20 protein-coding genes are annotated in these 18,703 nt (G+C 72.3%); 12 read left to right on the top strand and 8 right to left on the bottom strand.

What is annotated here, in order from left to right:
* Positions 1-2: 2 nt before the first annotated feature.
* Complete coding sequence (locus AB0D45_RS22110; RefSeq protein WP_361610570.1) at positions 3-998, bottom strand: alpha/beta hydrolase; 996 nt, start codon at positions 996-998, stop codon at positions 3-5.
* A gap of 132 nt (positions 999-1,130) precedes the next feature.
* On the opposite strand from AB0D45_RS22110, the gene AB0D45_RS22115 reads away from it, so the two are divergent.
* From AB0D45_RS22115 to AB0D45_RS22130, 4 genes are all read left to right on the top strand, one after another.
* A complete protein-coding gene (locus tag AB0D45_RS22115; protein ID WP_361610568.1) occupies positions 1,131-1,346 on the top strand; it encodes a hypothetical protein in 216 nt (71 codons plus the stop codon).
* 156 nt (positions 1,347-1,502) lie between these two features.
* Positions 1,503-2,141: a TetR/AcrR family transcriptional regulator gene (locus tag AB0D45_RS22120; RefSeq protein WP_361610566.1), complete on the top strand. Its 639-nt coding sequence runs from the start codon at positions 1,503-1,505 to the stop codon at positions 2,139-2,141.
* Between the two features lie 120 nt (positions 2,142-2,261).
* Complete coding sequence (locus AB0D45_RS22125) at positions 2,262-2,492, top strand: DUF3107 domain-containing protein (RefSeq protein ID WP_361610564.1); 231 nt, start codon at positions 2,262-2,264, stop codon at positions 2,490-2,492.
* Between the two features lie 128 nt (positions 2,493-2,620).
* Positions 2,621-2,923 carry a hypothetical protein gene (locus tag AB0D45_RS22130; protein WP_361610572.1) on the top strand — a complete coding sequence of 101 codons (303 nt, stop codon included), beginning with the start codon at positions 2,621-2,623 and terminating at the stop codon, positions 2,921-2,923.
* Positions 2,924-2,980: 57 nt separating this feature from the next.
* Here the strand turns inward: AB0D45_RS22130 and AB0D45_RS22135 are convergent, their stop codons facing one another.
* Positions 2,981-3,739, bottom strand: a complete 759-nt coding sequence (locus tag AB0D45_RS22135; protein ID WP_361610562.1) for a ferritin-like fold-containing protein — start codon at positions 3,737-3,739, stop codon at positions 2,981-2,983.
* Positions 3,740-4,224: 485 nt separating this feature from the next.
* Between AB0D45_RS22135 and AB0D45_RS22140 the strand changes: the two genes are divergently transcribed.
* The 3 genes from AB0D45_RS22140 to AB0D45_RS22150 all read left to right on the top strand — a co-directional run bounded on the left by AB0D45_RS22140 (position 4,225) and on the right by AB0D45_RS22150 (position 7,398).
* The gene (locus tag AB0D45_RS22140) at positions 4,225-6,195 is read left to right on the top strand and encodes a DEAD/DEAH box helicase (protein ID WP_362461643.1); all 1,971 of its coding nucleotides are present in this window, start codon (positions 4,225-4,227) and stop codon (positions 6,193-6,195) included.
* A 97-nt stretch (positions 6,196-6,292) separates the two neighbouring features.
* Positions 6,293-7,150, top strand: a complete 858-nt coding sequence (locus tag AB0D45_RS22145) for an alpha/beta fold hydrolase (protein WP_362461646.1) — start codon at positions 6,293-6,295, stop codon at positions 7,148-7,150.
* A 95-nt stretch (positions 7,151-7,245) separates the two neighbouring features.
* The gene (locus AB0D45_RS22150) at positions 7,246-7,398 is read left to right on the top strand and encodes a hypothetical protein (RefSeq protein WP_183067205.1); all 153 of its coding nucleotides are present in this window, start codon (positions 7,246-7,248) and stop codon (positions 7,396-7,398) included.
* Positions 7,399-7,464: 66 nt separating this feature from the next.
* On the opposite strand, the gene AB0D45_RS22155 is transcribed toward AB0D45_RS22150, so the two are convergent.
* From AB0D45_RS22155 to AB0D45_RS22175, 5 genes are all read right to left on the bottom strand, one after another.
* On the bottom strand, positions 7,465-8,070 hold the full coding sequence (locus AB0D45_RS22155; RefSeq protein ID WP_361603154.1) for a MarC family protein: 606 nt from the start codon (positions 8,068-8,070) through the stop codon (positions 7,465-7,467).
* Positions 8,071-8,131: 61 nt separating this feature from the next.
* Positions 8,132-8,998 carry a PHP domain-containing protein gene (locus tag AB0D45_RS22160; RefSeq protein ID WP_362461649.1) on the bottom strand — a complete coding sequence of 289 codons (867 nt, stop codon included), beginning with the start codon at positions 8,996-8,998 and terminating at the stop codon, positions 8,132-8,134.
* A 580-nt stretch (positions 8,999-9,578) separates the two neighbouring features.
* Entirely contained in the window at positions 9,579-10,592 is a 1,014-nt protein-coding gene (locus tag AB0D45_RS22165) for a hypothetical protein (RefSeq protein ID WP_362461652.1), read from the bottom strand.
* Positions 10,593-11,211: 619 nt separating this feature from the next.
* Positions 11,212-11,850: a DUF6758 family protein gene (locus AB0D45_RS22170; protein WP_361603163.1), complete on the bottom strand. Its 639-nt coding sequence runs from the start codon at positions 11,848-11,850 to the stop codon at positions 11,212-11,214.
* Between the two features lie 57 nt (positions 11,851-11,907).
* Entirely contained in the window at positions 11,908-12,492 is a 585-nt protein-coding gene (locus AB0D45_RS22175) for a suppressor of fused domain protein (RefSeq protein WP_361603166.1), read from the bottom strand.
* Between the two features lie 377 nt (positions 12,493-12,869).
* On the opposite strand from AB0D45_RS22175, the gene AB0D45_RS22180 reads away from it, so the two are divergent.
* Positions 12,870-13,985 (top strand): magnesium and cobalt transport protein CorA, encoded by a 1,116-nt coding sequence (locus tag AB0D45_RS22180; protein ID WP_362461655.1) that lies wholly within the window; start codon positions 12,870-12,872, stop codon positions 13,983-13,985.
* 44 nt (positions 13,986-14,029) lie between these two features.
* Positions 14,030-14,542, top strand: a complete 513-nt coding sequence (locus tag AB0D45_RS22185; protein WP_362461658.1) for a hypothetical protein — start codon at positions 14,030-14,032, stop codon at positions 14,540-14,542.
* Between the two features lie 16 nt (positions 14,543-14,558).
* Here the strand turns inward: AB0D45_RS22185 and AB0D45_RS22190 are convergent, their stop codons facing one another.
* Complete coding sequence (locus AB0D45_RS22190) at positions 14,559-15,365, bottom strand: hypothetical protein (protein ID WP_362461661.1); 807 nt, start codon at positions 15,363-15,365, stop codon at positions 14,559-14,561.
* A gap of 179 nt (positions 15,366-15,544) precedes the next feature.
* Here AB0D45_RS22190 and AB0D45_RS22195 point away from each other — a divergent pair, with 179 nt between their 5' ends.
* From AB0D45_RS22195 to AB0D45_RS22205, 3 genes are all read left to right on the top strand, one after another.
* Positions 15,545-16,816 carry a CBS domain-containing protein gene (locus AB0D45_RS22195; RefSeq protein WP_361603178.1) on the top strand — a complete coding sequence of 424 codons (1,272 nt, stop codon included), beginning with the start codon at positions 15,545-15,547 and terminating at the stop codon, positions 16,814-16,816.
* A gap of 166 nt (positions 16,817-16,982) precedes the next feature.
* The gene (locus tag AB0D45_RS22200) at positions 16,983-17,489 is read left to right on the top strand and encodes a DUF1003 domain-containing protein (RefSeq protein ID WP_362461696.1); all 507 of its coding nucleotides are present in this window, start codon (positions 16,983-16,985) and stop codon (positions 17,487-17,489) included.
* Between the two features lie 88 nt (positions 17,490-17,577).
* Positions 17,578-18,693 (top strand): P-loop NTPase, encoded by a 1,116-nt coding sequence (locus AB0D45_RS22205; RefSeq protein WP_362461699.1) that lies wholly within the window; start codon positions 17,578-17,580, stop codon positions 18,691-18,693.
* The last annotated feature ends 10 nt before the right edge of the window (positions 18,694-18,703 follow it).

Genomic DNA, 18,703 nt, shown 5'->3' on the forward strand with positions numbered 1-18,703 from the left:
CCTCAGCCCTTGCCGTTCTCGGTACTTCGGCCGGTTTCCCGGCCGGTGGTGTCGCGCAGCAGGTCCCGGAAGGCCACCGCCACGACGTCTGGGTACTCCATCATCGCCACGTGCCCGGCCTCGGGCAGGCACAGCAGCCGCGAGCCGCGGAAGGCCGCGGCGGCCTTGCGCGCCATACGGTACGAGACCAGGAGGTCGCGGCCGCCGTAGACCAGCAGGGTCGGCGCGAGCACGCGCTGCGCCTGCCGCCACAGTCCGTGCTGGCCGCCGAGGGTGTAGGCGTCGACGATCCCGCGGGAGGAGCGGGTCATCGCGTCCCAGAAGTAGGGGAGGGCCATGCGCCGCTCCATCTCCTCGACGGCGGCCTGGAAGCCCTCCGCCGTCACCCGTGAGGGGTCTCCGTAACAGAGGTCCGTCACTCCCCGGGTGCGCCGTTCGGCCGTCAGGTCGCGCGTGAGCCGCCCGAAGAGGGCGGCGACGCCCGGCAGGGCCAGCAGGGCGGTGGGCACGGCCGACCGCTGCACGCGCAGCTCGGGCAGCGCGGGCGAGACCAGCGTCAGGGTGCGCACCAGATCGGGCCGGACGGCGGCGACGCGGGTGGAGACGGCCCCGCCGAGCGAGTTGCCGAAGAGGTGCACGGGCCCACGCCCGGCGGCGTCGAGGTGCCGGATGACGGCGCGGGCGAGCGCGGTCACCGAGTAGTCCCGGTCGGCGGGCGGCGGGGACCAGCCGAATCCGGGCAGGTCCAGGGCCTCGCCGTCGACGGTGTCGGCCAGGTGCCGCATGAGGTCCGACCAGTTCTGGGAGGAACCGCCGAGTCCGTGGACGAACAGCGCGGGCGGCAGCCCCTCCCGCAGCGGTGGCCGGACGCGTACGTTCATCTCGAGGCCCGGCAGCGCGACGGTGCGCAGCTGCTCCCCTTCGGCCACCCGTACGGCGCCCGCCTGGGGGGCCGCTCCGGCGGTGGACCGTACGCCCGGCGGCTCGGTCGAAGACATGGGCCAATGTTACGAGAGGATCACGCCCGGCCCCTGGTGTTCTCTTGTGTCGGCGGTCACAAGACCGCCTGGCGGTGCCTGCCCGATCCTCCTAGTCTCGTAGTGAGTACGAGCGAAGGCGAGGGGAGCGCGATGACTGTCGATCCTGCGGAACCGGACAGCTTCCGGGAGAAGATCCGGGAAGGCCTCGGAAGCGAGGCTCCGGAGGCGGATGCCGCCGAGCAGCACACCGAGATCCAGCCGCAGGAGGACGACCCGCTCGTCGGCCTGGATCCGGACGAGGCGCCCGAGGCGGACGCCGCGGAGCAGGCCCGGGTGGTCCCCCTGGACGAGGAGGACTACCGCTAGTCGCTCCGACGGCCCCTGACCAGCGTGTCAGGCGTATGTCCGGGTGGTCCGTACCGCGAGAAAACTCGGCTCGAACCCACCAGATTCGGTTACCGAAAAGTACGATGGCGGCGCGGCGCAGAGCGCACTGTGTTCTTAGAGAAAGTGGGAGGCGGCGTGACAGCCATCGAGCAGACCGAGGCAGCGCGTCCGCGGGGCACGCGACTGCCGCGCCGTGCCCGGCGCAACCAGCTGCTGGGCGCGGCCCAGGAGGTGTTCGTCGCGCAGGGCTACCACGCAGCGGCGATGGACGACATCGCCGAGCGGGCCGGCGTCAGCAAGCCGGTGCTGTACCAGCACTTCCCCGGCAAGCTCGACCTCTACCTGGCGCTGCTGGACCAGCACTGCGAGCACCTGCTGCAGTCGGTGCGCGGGGCGCTGGAGTCCACGAGCGACAACAAGCTGCGCGTGGCGGCGACGATGGACGCCTACTTCGCGTACGTGGAGGACGAGGGCGGCGCGTTCCGGCTGGTCTTCGAGTCGGACCTGACGAACGAGCCGGCGGTGCGCGAGCGCGTCGACCGGGTCTCGCTCCAGTGCGCGGAGGCGATCTCGGACGTCATCGCCGAGGACACGGGCCTCTCGAAGGACGAGTCGATGCTGCTGGCCGTGGGCCTCGGCGGGGTCTCGCAGGTGGTGGCCCGGTACTGGCTGTCCAGTGAGAGCCCGGTCGCCCGTGACACGGCGGTGGGGCTGCTGACGTCGCTGGCGTGGCGCGGCATCGCCGGTTTCCCGCTGCACGGCTCGGAGGCCTGACCGGCGGCTGTTCGCTGCGAGCGTGTCCGCCGCGAGCCGATCGTGTCCCCTCTCCGGGCTAATGTGGACCGGGTACGGCGCGGCTGATCGCGCGAACCGGACCGTCGGAGGGACAAAGCCGTGGAGGTCAAGATCGGCGTGCAGCACGCACCCCGGGAGATCGTGCTGGAGAGCGACCTGAGCGCCGAGGAGCTGGAGGCCATCGTGGCCGCCGCGCTGTCCGGCACGGCGCCGCTGCTGAGCCTGACCGACGTCAAGGGCCGCAAGGTCCTCGTGCCGTCCGACCGCCTGTCGTACGTCGACCTGGGCGAGCCGAGCGTGCGCAAGGTCGGTTTCGGGGCGGCGCTCTGACGCTCTTCGAGGCACCGTGAAGCGAAGGCGAACGGCCCGGCGGATGGATCCGCCGGGCCGTTTCCCTTTCTTCCGCTTCGGGTAGGAGCGCTGTGACCCCGATTGCCCTGACGCATGGGAGTGACCAGATGCTGCTGATGGAGGCGCTCGGCTCCGGTCTGCTGGGCCTCGCTCTGGCCGGAGCGGCCTCGCGGAAACTCGCGAAGCGGCTGCCCTCCACCAGAACGGTCCTGGTCAGCGGGGTGGCCGGCGCCTTGTTCGGGGCGTACCTGACCCACATGTCGCTGGGCCCGGGGCACAACAGCCTGTTCGCGACCCTGCTGGGCGGGGCCGGTGTGTCCGCCGTCGTGCTGTCCCTGCTGCTGCGTCCCGCGGCCGGTTCGCGGAGGTCTCCCCGGCGCGCTCCGTTTTCGCTCTCGTCGGGGGGATGACTGACGCTCGCGCCGCGCTGGAGCGGGGCGCGAGCGTTCGTCCGCCGCGGGAGGACGTCAGGCGGCGAGGCCGAGGGCCGCCATGCGCTTGGTGTGCGCCTTCGTGATCCGCGTGAACATCTCGCCGACGGCCGCCAGGTCGAAGCCGGCCGCCATCCCGTCGACACCGCCGACCAGCATGGTGGACAGCGCGTCGCGCTCGGCGACCACCCGCTGTGCCTGGGAGAGCGCCTCGCCCATCAGCCGGCGGGCCCACAGCGCGAGCCGGCCGCCGCAGCGCGGGTCGGCCTCGATGGCGGCGCGGACCTTCTCGACGGCGAAGCCGCCGTGGCCGGTGTCGTCGAGGACGCCGACGACCAGGGCGCGGGTGTCGGTGTCGAGGTGGGTGGCGACCTCCCGGTAGAAGTCGCTGGCGATCGAGTCGCCGACGTACGCCTTGACCAGGCCCTCCAGCCAGTCCGAGGGGGCGGTCTGGCGGTGGAAGTCGTCCACGCCCTTCGCGAAGGGCTCCATCGCGGCGGTCGGCTCGGCGTCGATGGCCGCGAGCCGGTCCCGCAGCCGCTCGAAGTGGTGGAATTCGGCGGAGGCCATCTTGGCCAGCTCGGCCTTGTCACCCAGCGTCGGCGCGAGCTTCGCGTCCTCCGCGAGGCGCTCGAAGGCCGCCAGCTCCCCGTAGGCCAGCGCGCCGAGCAGGTCCACGACGGCGGCCCGGTACTGCGGGGACGCGGAGGCCGTGGCCCAGTCCTGGGCGGCGATGCCCTGCGCCGGTTCCGGGGCGTTCTCGTCGGCGGGAGATGCGTTTTCTACGGTCGACATGCTCCGCACAATAGCCCGCCGAAAGGGCGCACAAGTCACCACACCTGAACGGTGCCCGTGCGTGTAAACACGCCTACCCGGTGAATTCACCCGACACAGCTGCGCGATTCCGGGGTACAGTGGTAATGCGCCTGCCGGATACTCGGCGGGCCATCCGAATGAGGATGCCCGGTCGGTGGCCCGATCGGCTCCAACCGACCGCCCTCGGTGTGGTGGTACGTCCATGCGTACCTGCCCGCACGAGGGGCCCCCTCAGCGGCAGAAGCGCTTGAGCGAAGGCCAGTGGTCCCGCGCAGCTCTGTACGACTCGCCCGAACGTGGGCGCAGTACTGCAAGCCCGGCACGGTAGGACCCCCTCGCCGCCTCGCGCCGCGTCTCACAGAAGAGGCAGCACCCTGACTACGTTCCGTGACCTCGGGATCTTCCCCGAGACGGCCGAGGCCCTCGAAGCCGTCGGCATCGTTTCCCCCTTCCCCATCCAGGAGATGACCCTCCCCGTAGCCCTCTCCGGCTCGGACGTCATCGGCCAGGCCAAGACCGGAACCGGCAAGACGCTCGGTTTCGGCCTTCCGCTGCTGGAGCGGGTCGTCGTCCCCGCGGACGTCGAGGCCGGCCGGGCCAAGCCCGAGCAGCTGACCGACGCTCCGCAGGCCCTCGTGGTGGTTCCGACCCGCGAGCTGTGCACCCAGGTCACCAACGACCTGCTGACCGCGGGCAAGGTCCGCAACGTCCGCGTCCTCGCCATATACGGCGGCCGCGCGTACGAGCCGCAGGTCGAGGCGCTCAAGAAGGGCGTCGACGTGATCGTCGGCACCCCGGGCCGCCTGCTGGACCTCGCCGGGCAGAAGAAGCTCGACCTGTCCCGCGTCAAGGCCCTCGTCCTGGACGAGGCCGACGAGATGCTCGACCTGGGCTTCCTGCCCGACGTCGAGAAGATCATGGGGTACCTGCCCCCCAAGCGTCAGACGATGCTGTTCTCGGCGACCATGCCGGGCGCGGTCATCGGCCTGGCCCGCCGTTACATGTCGCAGCCGACGCACATCCGCGCCGTCTCCGAGGACGGCGAGGGCGCGACCGTCGCCAACATCACGCAGCACGTCTTCCGCGCCCACAACATGGACAAGCCGGAGCTCGTCTCCCGCATCCTGCAGGCCGAGGGCCGTGGCCTCGCCATGATCTTCTGCCGGACCAAGCGCACGGCGGCCGACATCGCGGAGCAGCTGGAGAAGCGCGGCTTCGCCTCGGGCGCTGTCCACGGCGACCTGGGCCAGGGCGCCCGCGAGCAGGCGCTGCGCGCGTTCCGCAACGGCAAGGTCGACGTGCTGGTGTGCACCGACGTCGCCGCGCGCGGCATCGACGTCGAGGGCGTGACCCACGTCATCAACTACCAGACGCCGGAGGACGAGAAGACCTTCCTGCACCGCGTGGGCCGCACCGGCCGCGCGGGCAACAAGGGCATCGCCGTCACCCTGGTCGACTGGGACGACATCCCGCGCTGGCAGCTGATCAACAAGGCGCTGGAGCTGGACTTCCACGACCCGGTGGAGACGTACTCCACGTCGCCGCACCTGTACGAGCAGATGAACATCCCGGCCGGCACCAAGGGCGTCCTGCCGCGCGCCGAGCGCACGCGGGCCGGCCTGAAGGCCGAGGACCTCGAGGACCTGGGCGAGACCGGCGGCCGTGGCGGCCGCGGTGGACGCGGCGGCGCCGCCGCTGCCGCCGTGGTGACCGAGGAGCGTCCCGCGCGCACCCGTACGCCGCGCCAGCGCCGCCGCACCCGTGGCGGTACCGAGCTGGGCGCCGAGTCCGAGACCGAGACCGCGGCCGTGGCGCCCACCACCGGGGCTCCCGCCGTGGCGGCCGTGGCCGCTCCGGCCGAGGACGAGACGCGCCGGCCGCGCCGCCGCCGGACCCGGGTGACCGCTTCGGCCGTCGCCGAGGCCGCCGTGGCCGTCGCCGAGGCCGCCGTGGCCGACGCCGCCGTCGTCGAGGCTCCGGCCGCGGTCGAGGCCCCGGCCGTGGTCGAGGAGGCCCCGGTCAAGCCGAAGCGGACGCGGACCCGCAAGGCCGCCGCCGCCGTCGAGGCCCCCGTGGCCGAGGCCCCCGCCGCTGAGGCCCCCGTGATCGAGGAGACCCCCGAGGCCCCCGTGGCCGAGGAGGCCCCGGTCAAGCCGAAGCGGACGCGGACCCGCAAGGCCGCCGCCGCCGTCGAGGCCCCCGTGGCCGAGGCCCCGGCCGCCGAGGCGGCCCCGGTCAAGCCGCGCCGGGTCCCGACCCGCAAGGCCGCGCCGACCCCGATCCCCGACGTGGTGCGCGGCGTCGTCGCCGACGCCCCCGCCCCGGCGCGGCGGACCCGGACCCGCAAGGCGGCCGCCGCCCCCGCCGCGGCGGAGCCGGACTTCCAGATGGCCCCGGTGGCCGAGCCGGTCAGGACGACCCGCCGGTTCCGCTGACCCGGCCGGGCGCACGCCCGTACGACGGCCCCGGTCCCCTTTCGAGGGGGCCGGGGCCGTCCTCGTACCCGGACCTACGGACCGGTAACCTCGGCCCATGAGCAAGCCGCCGCGCCTCACCCTGCCGCCCGCCGCCCGCGCGTACCGCCTGGCCACCGCCCGCGGCGCCTTCGCCGTGCACGAGGCGGGCGAGCCCGTGCGCGGGACGGCTCTGCTGGTCCCCGGGTTCACCGGCAGCAAGGAGGACTTCATCGCCCTGCTGGAGCCGCTCGCCGCGGCCGGCTACCGGGCGGTCGCCGTCGACGGGCGCGGCCAGTACGAGACCCCCGGCCCGCGCGAGGAGGCCGCGTACGGGCTGGAGGAGCTGGCCCGCGATGTGCTGGCGCAGGCCGAAGCGCTGGGCGGGGGGCCGCTGCACCTGGTCGGCCACTCCCTCGGCGGGCTGATCTCGCGTGCCGCGGTGCTGCGCGACGCCGCGCCCTTCGCCTCTCTCACCCTGATGAGCAGCGGGCCCGCCGCGATCGCGCAGGAGCAGCAGGCTCGTACGAAGCTGCTGGTCGCGGCCCTGGAGGCGCTGCGGGAGGACATGCCGGCGGTGTGGGCGGCCATGCGGGCCCAGGACGCGCCGGACTCCGCGGCCGACTCGCCGGAGCTGACTGCGTTCCTGCGCGAGCGCTGGCTGGCCACCGTCCCCGAGCAGCTGATCGCCACCGGGCGGGTGCTGATCTCGGAGCCCGACCGGGTGGCGGAGCTGGCGGCGGTCCCGCTGCCGAAGCTGGTGCTGTCCGGGGTGGTGGACTACGCCTGGCCGGTGCCGCTCATGGACGAGATGGCCGTCCGGCTGGCTGCTTCCCGGGTGGTGGTGGAGGGGGCGGAGCACTCCCCGAACGCGGAGAACCCGCAGGTCACGGCGGGTGCACTGGTGGGCTTCTGGGAGTCGGCGCACGGGCGGTAGTTAGCCAGGGAAAAAATTTCCTTAGCGTAGGGAATGTTTCTGGTGTGTCCTCCGTTGAACCCTGTGCAAGGAGAACACCGACGAAGGGAGAAGCCGTGCGCTTCGAGATTCTGCGCCTGGACGATGTCGACGGAACCGCCGTGGACAGCACCGTCGTGGACGCGGCCTCCGTCAACCGGATCGTGCAGCAGGCGGCCTCGATCGGCCAGCGCATCCTGATCCGACCGGCCGAGAGTGCGTCCTCCTGATGCTTCCCGAAACGCCCCCGCACCGAGCCGGTGCGGGGGCGTTCGCATGTGCGCGCTCGGCGGGCCTCAGGCGCTGCGGATGACCTGGAGGACGCCGTTGATGATCTGCTGGACGGCGATGGCCGACAGCATCATGCCCGCGAGCCGGGTGACGAGGACGACGCCGCCGTCCTTGATGACCCGGATGATCACCAGCGAGTAGCGCATGGTCAGCCACAGCACCACGTGCATGGCGGCGATGGCCGCCCACACCGAGACCTGGCCGCTGAACCCGTCGGCCTTCTGCACCGCCAGGATCACGGACACGATCGCACCCGGACCGGCCAGCAGCGGCATGCCCAGCGGGACCAGGGCGACGTTGACGTCCTTGGTCTGCTTGGGCTCGTCGGTCTTGCCGGTGAGCAGGTCCAGCGCGATCAGCAGGAGCAGCAGGCCACCCGCGATCATCAGCGCCGGCACGGACACGTGCAGGTAGTCCAGGATCTGCTGGCCGCAGATGCCGAAGACGGCGATCACCCCGAAGGCCACGCAGACGGCCTGCCAGGCCATGCGGCGCTGCACCTTCGCGGGACGGCCGGAGGTCAGGGCGAGGAAGATCGGCGTGATCCCCGGGGGGTCCATAATCACAAAAAGCGTAAGAAAAAGGGATCCGAAGACGGCGAAATCAAACACAGTGATGCCTTGCAGTGAGGGGTGTTACCAAAACGGGAGGGGGGCGGGTGGAGCGCGGCGCTTACGCGCGGGCGTCTCCGCCGGCGCCGGGCACGGGGAAGGCCCCCGCCGCGCGACGCGTGATCTCGCCGTAGATCTCGGGGTCGGTCGTGTACTCCCCGAGACGACAGGTCTTGCGGCTGCCGTGGTAGTCGCTGGAGCCGGTCGTCAGCAGTCCGAGGTCCCCGGCCAGTCCGCGCAGCCGGGCGCGGGTGGCGGTGTCGTGGTCCATGTGGTCCACCTCGATGCCGTCGAGGCCGGCGGCCGCGAGGGCGGCTATCGCGGACTCGGGCACGCAGGCGCCGCGCTTGACGGCGGCGGGGTGCGCGAAGACGGTGACCCCGCCGGCCGCCTTGACGAGGCGGATCGCGTCGAAGGGGTCGAGCTCGTGCTTCTCCGCGTACGCGCGGCCGCCGTCGGCGAGCCAGTCCGAGGTGAACGCGTCGGACACGGTGGGGACGACGCCCAGCTCGACCATGGCGGTCGCGATGTGCGGGCGGCCGACGGAACCGTTCCCCGCGATGCGGGCCACCTGCTCCCAGGTGATGTCCACGCCCAGCGCCTGGAGCTTGCCCACCATGGACTGGGCGCGGGGGGTCCGGTCGTCCCGTACGAGCTCCCGCTCGCGGGCGAGCTCGGGCTCCTCGGGATCGAAGAGGTACGCCAGCATGTGCAGCCCGACGCCGTCGAGGCGGCAGGACAGCTCGGCGCCGGTGACCAGCGTCAGCCCGGCCGGCAGCGCGGCGATGGCCTCGGCGTATCCCCCGACGGTGTCGTGGTCGGTCAGCGCGACCACGTCCAGCCCGGCGGCGGCGGCGTTGCGCACCAGCTCGGCGGGGGTGTCGGTGCCGTCGGAAGCGGTGGAGTGGGCGTGCAGGTCGATGCGCACAGCCGGACTCCAGAGTTCACGCGGACGGGGGACACTCCAGGGTACCGCCCACGGGGCAGTGAACCGGTCCCGCCGGGCGGGGGTCGGCGGTTGCCGGTGGGAGGTGAGCGGTATCCCCTCGGGCGGTCTCAGGGCTGGTTCGGGGGTTTCCCGTCAGTCCCATCGTCATTCCGGTTCGGGCCGGTCCCTCAAGGGCGCTCCTTCGTCGCGTCGCTTCGCGATTTCGCTGCGCTCAACCCTTGACCGACCGCCCCGCCCCGGAAAGCCGAAAGACTGCCAGGAAGCCCCCGAAGGAACGGTCACCGGGCACACATCACAGAGCGGGTCCCTCAGGGACGAGACGAGGGGCCAGGGGCCATGACCCGCCCGGGCATCCGAGCCCCATGCAGCGGTCGGCGCTGGGGCGGGCCCCACACGCACCAAACAGCGACCAGAGCGAGGCGAGCAGCCCCCGTCCGCGACAGATCGCTACGCGCTTCTCCGGTCTCGGCGTCCGACGACCGCCCGTGGCTGATACCCGCACCGAACGTTGATCAGAGCGCTGGAGGTAGCGGACGGACGCATCGGATCGGTCTCCGCGTCAGCGGATGGGTTGGGCCACTCGGGCGAGCAGAGCCGCCGACTCCTCCGGCGCGAGGGCGTGATCGTAGACGACCTCGCCGGTCATCCCGGGGAAGAAGCGGCCGGCGGGCCAGCTCCGTTGGTACGCGGGCGGGTCGAGGACCACGAGCCGGACGCCGTCCACGACGGGGATGTCCGCCGGTTTGCCCTCGTTCCAGATCCACTCACCGTCGGCGCCGACCAGGTTGAAGGAACCCGTGGTCGGCACCATCCCGGCCTGGTCGCGGCAGCAGGCGACCGCCTCACCCGATGGCGCCTCTCCCTGCACGAGGCCACGGCCGATCAGGGCATCGGCAAGGAGCGTGTGCAGCTGGAAGTTGTCGCCGACGCCGGAGGCGCGCAGCGCGAAGCCGGCGCCTGTGGCGCGATCGAGCACGACGAACGGCTCGTCGTCGAGGACCGCGAGTGCGTACGTAAGACACTTGAACGGCTCACCCGACAGCTCCGCCACCCGCGCGACGGCGGCGGCCAACTCCTCGCGACCGGGGACCTCGCGGCGTACCCGGGGGGAATTGAGCATGGCCACACAGGCCATTTCGAACTGTGGCAGCGACTGCCAGGCTACGACGGGCTCGAAGCCGATCCGCTCGAAGTCGGCCTCCTCCAGGCCCTCGCCCTCGTGGTCGGGCAACTCGCCCCTACCCTGAGCCGCCCATCGCTCGCAGAAGACGGCCGCCTGCTCGAAGGCGTCCCGGGCGCCCGCGAACACGGCGGGAGCACAGGCCAACGGGTCGGCACCCCGTTCGACACATGCCCCGGTCAGCACGGCCACGACTGCTCGCGGCCCGGGCGGCAGCTGCCCGAGCAGGGCGGAAAGCCGAGGCCCAGCCGCCTGCAGCTCAGCGTCTGCCGCCTTGCCAAAACCGCGCGTCAGCCGCTCGAAGGCACGCTCTGCCTCGTCGGCGTCCTGAGCATGTACGGCTGCCTCGAAGGTCCCGAGGACAGCGCGAAACCGGCCACGTCCGAATATCATTCGCGCACCCTAGCTGACACCGCAGACAGCCCTCGCGCGTCAGTCCGGCTTCCTCGCCACTAGGCGTCGAAGTCGCACTCCAGGACAACTTTGGGTGCGGGCATCAGCCACGGGCGGTCGTCGGACGCTGAAACAGGAGGAGCGCGTAGCGATCTGTCGCACCTGGGGGCTCCTTGCCTCACTCTGGTCGCTGTTTGGTGCGGGTTGGGCCGGGCCCCGACCCTGGGGGTGGTACAGGGGGCTCGGATGCCCGGCAGGCCATGCCCCCGGTCCCTCGTCTCATCGCTGACGAGGCCGCCCCTGCCGCTCCTGCCCCGTGACCGTTCTTTTGGGGGCTTCCCGGCAGTCTTTCGGCTTTCCGGGGCGGGTCGGTCGGTCAAGGGTGGCCGAAGGCCATCGCGAAGCGACGCGACGAAGGAGCGCCCTTGAGGGACCGGCCCGACACGGAATGACGATGGGACTGACGGGAAACCCCCAAACCGGCTGTGATGCGGTCCGAGGGGATACCGCTCACCCCCCACCGGCCCGCACCCGGGGAGGCGGGTGGGCGAACACCGTCCGGCCCCCACTCCTCGAGGGGGAGATGGCGGGCCCGCGCCGCAAACCGCGTACGCGCCCCCTACCCCATGATCCGCGGGCTCAGCGCCCCGCACGGGAGGAGCTCGACCTCCGAGCCCGCGTCGCGGAGGTCCGTCAGGACCAGCTCGTCGTACATCAGGAGGCCCGACTGTTCCGGCCAGACGATGGCCCACAGCCACAGGCCCCGCGCCTCCCCCGCGAAGACGGCCCGGTCGTCCGGGGCGTTCGAGACGTGCCAGAGCGGCGTCGGGCGGCCCGCGGCGACGACCTTGGCGTGGGGCGCGGACGCGACGTCGATGTACGGGCCGGGGTCGGGGGCGTCGATGCCGGCGAAGCGGGAGCCGAGGCCGACGCCGAGCTCCTCCGCGATCAGCAGCAGCTCCCCGAGGCCGCCCAGGGGGCCGGGGCCCGTGCAGGCCACGGCGGTGGCCCGGCCGCCGCTGCGGTCGTCCCCGGCGCTGGCGACCCCGGTGAAGAGCCACCCGACCGGCAGCGGCCACGGCATCCAGACCGGCACGTTCGCCCGGTTGACGACCACCTCCAGCCCCTCGACGCTGGGCGGGATCACGGGCTGTAGCGGGTGGACGGCGCCGTGCGCCGCGCACTGCCAGGAGTCGGAGAAGAGGCCGGGTGCGCGCACCCGGCCACCGCACTTCGGGCAACTCGGTTCGCCCCTCATATGAAGCACGCTCCTCCCCGCCCGGGGCGTCGTCAAGACGCGATCACCCGTCCGGGCTCAGTCCAGTGCGACGGCCGTACGCAGAGGGTCCCGCAGATCCGTCCCGCGCGCGAGCCAGCGTTCCTGGAGCGCGGCCGCGCCGTGCACCCGCTTCCAGGCCGCCTCGTTCGCCGTCATGGGGAGCAGCGGCAGGAAGCGGACGGGGTCCAGGGGCTCGTCCAGTTCCAGGTCCTCGACCAGTCCGCCGGGCTCCGCGACGAGGACGGAGGTGAACGGCGCCCCGTCCCAGAGCGGTTCGCCCACGTCGAGCGAGGCGCCGGGGGCCACGACGAGCCCTTCGACCATCGGGGAGGCCGCCAGTACCGCGAGCGGCCGCAGCAGCTTGTCGGTGGGGGCCAGTCCGGCCCGTACGGTCAGCACCAGTTCGGCGCGCGGGCCGCGCACCGGATCGGCGACGACCGCGGTCGGGTCGGTCATGGGGTGGGCGGACATGCCGAGGGTCGCGTACCGCACGAGGTCGCCCTCGGTGAAGCGGAGGACCTCGATGCGGTCGGTGCCCAGGAAGGTGACGGAGGCGCGGGCGTCGGGTTCGCCGAGCGCGCTGCGCAGCCGGGCTTCGACGAGGGCCAGAATTTCTGCCATGGAGCGAGCATAGAACTCCTATCCGGCGGGTAAAGGGCGGCCCCTGACCATCCGTCGGCTGATAGTGTTGACAGCTGGTCGGGGCCGCACGCAGAAGCGTTGTTTCAGGGCTCTCGGCGACAGGACGTCCCCCACGGGGGACCGGCCGGAGGAGGTGGGGCTGCGATGGACCGAAGTCGATCGTGCAGTACCAATCGCTCTTCGGCGTCCGTCAAGGGCGGCTCCCGCCTCCTTTGATCTTCTGATCAGCAGAAGAGCGACGGCAGAACTTCGTCCTCCCGTCCTGTTTCCCTCCGTCGGTCCCGGGCTGCCCGCCCCCGGCCACAGGGGGCCTCCCACCCGTACGGCCCACGGCCGTGCGCGAGAAGGAGCCTGCCATGTCGATGCTGCCCTACCTCCGTGCCGCCGTCCGTCCGGCACTGCGCAGGTCCACCCCGGCACAGCCCGGCTACGACACCACCCGCGACCCGTCCGCCAGCAGCGCGGTGGTGGACTGCGCCGTCTACCGCGAAGGCCGGCGCGTGGAGGGCTCGGTCTGCCTGACGCCGCATGAGGCGCTGCGGCGGGTCCGCGACGACGGCGGCTTCGCGTGGATCGGCCTGCACGAGCCGACCGAGGCGGAGTTCGCCGGGATCGCCGCCACCTTCGGTCTGCACCCCCTCGCCGTGGAGGACGCGGTGCACGCGCACCAGCGGCCGAAGCTGGAGCGCTACGACGAGACCCTCTTCACCGTCTTCAAGACGATCCACTACGTCGAGCACGCCGAACTGACCGCCACCAGCGAGGTGGTGGAGACCGGTGAGGTGATGTGCTTCACGGGCCCCGACTTCGTCATCACCGTCCGGCACGGCGGCCAGGGCTCCCTGCGGAGCCTGCGCCACCGCCTCCAGGACGACCCGGAGCTGCTCTCGCGGGGTCCCTCGGCGGTGCTTCACTCCATCGCCGACCACGTGGTCGACGGTTACATCGCGGTCGCGGCGGCCGTGCAGGACGACATCGACGAGGTGGAGAGCGCGGTGTTCGCCGCTCCCGCCAAGGGGGTCGCCCGGGGCGGTGACGCGGGCCGCATCTACCAGCTCAAGCGCGAGGTGCTGGAGTTCAAGCGGGCGGTCTCGCCGCTGCTGCGGCCGATGGAGCTGCTGAGCGAGCGGCCCATGCGGCTGGTGGACCCCGACATCCAGAAGTACTTCCGGGACGTCGCCGACCACCTCGCCCGGGTGCACGAGCAGGTCATCGGCTTCGACGAGCTGCTGAACTCCATCCTCCAGGCGAACCTGGCCCAGGCCTCGGTCGCGCAGAACGAGGACATGCGCAAGATCACCTCCTGGGCGGCGATCATCGCCGTGCCCACGATGATCTGCGGCGTGTACGGGATGAACTTCGAGCACATGCCGGAGCTGCACTGGCGCTACGGCTATCCGCTGGTGATGGCCGCCATCGTCGGGAGCTGCTTCGCCATCCACCGGACCCTGCGCCGCAACGGCTGGCTGTAGCGGCCGGGCGCCGTCTGCGGGCGGCCACCGCCTACCCTGTGCGCATGACTCTCAGCGCACTCGACCTGGCCCTCGTCGAGGAGGCCTCCAAGAAGTCCGGCCTGATCTGGGTCCGCGGCAGCGGTGCCGACCGGGCCCTGTGGCACGCCTGGGTGGACGGCGCCGCGCACGTGCTCGGCGACGGGCCCGGCGAGCAGCCCTTCCCCGGGCTCCCCGACGGCTCCTCGGCGGAGGTGACCGTACGCAGCAAGGACAAGGGCGGTCGTCTCGTGGCGTGGACCGCGGCCGTACGGGAACTCATGCCCGGCAGTGAGCCGTGGGAGGCCGCCGTGTCCGAGCTGAAGGGCAAGCGGCTGAACGCACCCGACTCGGAGGAGATGACGCGGCGCTGGGCCCGCGAGTGCCGGCTGCTGCGGCTGGAGCCGGTGGCGGTGGCCGGGCAGCTGCCGTCCGGTTCGCTGGCCGCGCAGCCCCTGGGCTCCCCGGCCGTCACCCGCCGGCCGGTTCCGGCGGCCCTGCCGAAGCTGCTGCTGAAGCGGAAGAGGGCGAAGGGCTGAGACCGGGCCCGTACGGTCAGCCCGTGGCCGGGTCGGAGCCCTGGCCGGAGGACTTCGAGGGGGCCGGGCCGGCGGAGGGGCCGGCGCCCTTGCCGTCCTTGGTGCTGGGCAGCTGGCTGCCGTAGTCCACGGTCTGGTCCTGCGCGGGTGCCTCCAGCGGGAAGGGCTTGCCCCACTCGAACAGCTCCACGCGGCCCGCGCCGCCCGCGCGTTCCATCAGCAGCGGGTACGGGGTCCCCTCCAGGGACACCGTCAGCTTGCCGCCCTTGCCCGCGTCCGCCGAGACCGGTACCGCCCGGGTGTGCCCGACCGTGGTGTAGGCGCCCTTGCTGAGCTTGCCCTGGAGGCCGAGCAGTCCGTCCAGCAGGACGTGCATGTCGGTGAACCCGCGGAACTGCTTGTAGGAGGGGTCCCCCTCGGGCACCTTGACGTATTTGTCGCCGAGCTTGCCGGCGGAGTCGGACTTCCCCCAGAAGGCGGCGCTGGCCTTCAGGTAGAGCTGCTCGCCGACCCGCAGCAGCTGGAAGGTGTCCTGCGCCGACTTCACCTCGCCGGAGCCGCCGTCCGCCTTCAGCCGCATGTCGAGGGTGAAGGTTTTGCCGCCGGTGACGAGCGTGCCGGAGAGGTGGACGGAGTTCGCCGCGGTGGCGGCCGCCTTCGCCTGGCCCTCGATCTTGTCGGCGCCGAGCTTGCCGACCCCGTTGGTGCCCTTGTCCGGGTCCGTCTTCTCCGCGCAGCCCGTCCCGGCGACGGCGAGGCCCGCGCACAGGGCGCCGATGAAGGCTGCCCGTCGCAGCCGTACTGCGGGGGTGTGGGCGGTCACGGGCGGATGCCTCTCGTCGGGGGTCTGCGGGCAGCAGGCAGCGTACCCGCCCGTGGGTCGGGCCCCGGCGGACCCCCGGACACACCCCGGGCGGACGGCCCCACCAGGACGCCTTCCGCCGTCACGGGCTAGCCTGAGGCACGGCATGACGGTTGACGGACGCTCTAGGAGGCGCACGGATGGTTGCAGGCGCCCCGCGGATCTTCGTCTCACATCTGTCGGGTGTGCCCGTCTTCGACCCCAACGGCGACCAGGTCGGCCGGGTCCGCGACCTCGTCGCGATGCTGCGGGTCGGCGGCCGCCCGCCGCGGCTGCTGGGCCTGGTGGTCGAGGTGGTCAGCCGGCGGCGGATCTTCCTGCCCATGACCCGGGTGACGGGCGTGGAGTCCGGCCAGGTCATCACCACCGGCGTCGTCAACATGCGGCGCTTCGAGCAGCGCCCCACCGAGCGGCTGGTCCTCGGCGAACTGCTGGACCGGCGGGTGCGCCTGGGCGCCACCGGCGAGGAGGTCACCGTCCTGGACGTGGCCATCCAGCAGCTGCCTGCCCGCCGCGACTGGGAGATCGACCGGATCTTCGTACGCAAGGGCAAGGGCGGCGCGCTGCGGCGGCGCGGCGAGACGCTGACCGTGGAGTGGTCGGCGGTCACCGGCTTCTCCCTGGAGGAGGAGGGCCAGGGCGCCGAGAACCTGGTCGCGACCTTCGAACAGATGCGCCCGGCGGACCTGGCGAACGTCCTGCACCACCTGACGCCGAAGCGGCGCGCCGAGGTGGCCAACGCCCTGGACGACGACCGGCTCGCGGACGTCCTGGAGGAGCTGCCCGAGGACGACCAGGTGGAGATCCTCGGCAAGCTGAAGGAGGAGCGCGCCGCCGACGTCCTGGAGGCGATGGACCCGGACGACGCGGCCGACCTGCTCTCCGAGCTGCCGGAGGAGGAGAAGGAGCGGCTGCTGACGCTGATGCAGCCGGACGACGCGGCCGACGTGCGGCGCCTGCTGTCGTACGAGGAGAACACCGCGGGCGGTCTGATGACCACCGAGCCGATCGTGCTGCGCCCGGACGCCACCGTCGCCGACGCGCTGGCCCGGGTGCGCAAGTCGGACCTGTCGCCGGCGCTGGCGGCGCAGGTCTACGTCTGCCGGCCGCCGGACGAGACGCCGACGGGCAAGTACCTGGGGACGGTGCACTTCCAGCGGCTGCTGCGCGACCCCCCGTTCACCCTGGTCAGCTCGCTGGTGGACGCGGACCTGCCGCCGTTGCGGCCGGACGCCTCGCTGCCCGCGGTGACGAGCTACCTGGCCGCGTACAACATGGTCGCGGCGCCCGTCGTCGACGAGAGCGGCTCGCTGCTGGGCGCGGTCACCGTCGACGACGTCCTGGACCACCTGCTGCCCGACGACTGGCGGGAGACGGACTTCCACTCCGAGGAGGCCCTGCGTGGGCACTGAGCGCGGGCGCGGCGATGCGGCGCGCGAACGGCGCCGGGAGCGGCGCGAGCAGGCCCGGGAGGGTCTGTCGGAGCGGCTGGAGGAGGCGGCGGAGCGGCTGCGCAACGAGCGGACGGACCGTTCCGCCGAACGGGGGCGGGGGGCTGCCCCGGCGGGCGCGAGCGCGCTGACGCGTTCGCGCGTACGGCTCGACCAGCCGCGGCCGGCGCGCCGCAGGCTGCTGCCCGAGTACGACCCGGAGGCCTTCGGGCGGCTGTCGGAGCGGGTCGCCCGGTTCCTCGGCACGGGCCGGTTCATCGTCTGGATGACCCTGGTCATCGTGCTGTGGGTGCTGTGGAACATCTTCGCGCCCGACCACCTGCGCTTCGACCGGTACCCGTTCATCTTCCTGACGCTGATGCTGTCCCTCCAGGCCTCGTACGCGGCCCCGCTGATCCTGCTCGCGCAGAACCGGCAGGACGACCGGGACCGGGTGAACCTGGAGCAGGACCGCAAGCAGAACGAGCGCTCCATCGCCGACACGGAGTACCTGACGCGGGAGATCGCGGCGCTGCGGATGGGTCTGGGCGAGGTCGCCACCCGCGACTGGATCCGATCGGAGTTCCAGGACCTGATCAAGGAGATGGACGAGCGGCGGCTGTTCCCCGGTGAAAGTGACGAAGGCGACCGCTGATCGGCTTACCTGAGCCCTGCTGCCGAGCCGTACCATCGGGGGCATGGCTACCGAGACACCCTCCGCCGCCGTGCCGGAGCAGGACGCGATCCTGGACGCGCTGGCGACGGTCAACGACCCCGAGATCCACCGGCCGATCACCGAGCTCGGCATGGTCAAATCGGTGGAGATCGGCGAGGGCGGCGCCGTCGCCGTCACGGTCTACCTGACGGTGTCGGGCTGTCCCATGCGCGAGACCATCACCAAGAACGTCACCGAGGCCGTCGAGAAGGTCCCGGGCGTCGGCTCCGTCGCCGTCACCCTCGACGTGATGAGCGACGAGCAGCGCAAGGAGCTGGCGGCGACGCTGCGCGGCGGCACCGCCGAGCGCGAGGTGCCCTTCGCGAAGCCGGGTTCGCTGACCCGCGTCTACGCGGTCGCCTCCGGCAAGGGCGGCGTCGGCAAGTCCTCCGTCACGGTCAACCTGGCCGCGGCGATGGCCGCCGACGGCCTGAAGGTCGGCGTGGTCGACGCAGACATCTACGGCCACAGCGTGCCGCGGATGCTCGGCGTGGACGGCAAGCCCACCCAGGTCGAGAACATGATCATGCCGCCGTCCGCGAACGGCGTGAAGGTCATCTCCATCGGCATGTTCACCCCGGGCAACGCCCCGGTGGTGTGGCGCGGCCCGATGCTGCACCGGGCGCTCCAGCAGTTCCTGGCCGACGTGTTCTGGGGCGACCTGGACGTGCTGCTGCTGGACCTGCCCCCGGGTACGGGCGACATCGCGATCTCCGTGGCGCAGCTGGTGCCGAACGCCGAGATCCTCGTGGTGACCACCCCGCAGCAGGCCGCCGCGGAGGTCGCGGAGCGGGCCGGTTCGATCGCGGTGCAGACCCACCAGAAGATCGTGGGCGTCGTGGAGAACATGTCGGGCCTGCCGTGCCCGCACTGCGACGAGATGGTGGACGTGTTCGGTTCGGGCGGCGGGCAGAAGGTCGCCGACGGCCTGACCAAGACGGTCGGCGCGACGGTGCCGGTGCTCGGCTCGATCCCGATCGACGTGCGGCTGCGCGAGGGCGGCGACGACGGCAAGCCGGTCGTCCTGTCCGACCCGGACTCCCCGGCGGGCGCGGCGCTGCGCGCGATCGCGGGCAAGCTGGGCGGCCGCGCCCGCGGCCTGTCGGGCATGTCCCTGGGGATCACCCCGCGCAACAAGTTCTGACGCGAGGACG

Origin of the sequence: Streptomyces sp. NPDC048352 (assembly GCF_040651895.1) — a bacterium.
In the GTDB taxonomy this organism is placed as follows: domain Bacteria; phylum Actinomycetota; class Actinomycetes; order Streptomycetales; family Streptomycetaceae; genus Streptomyces.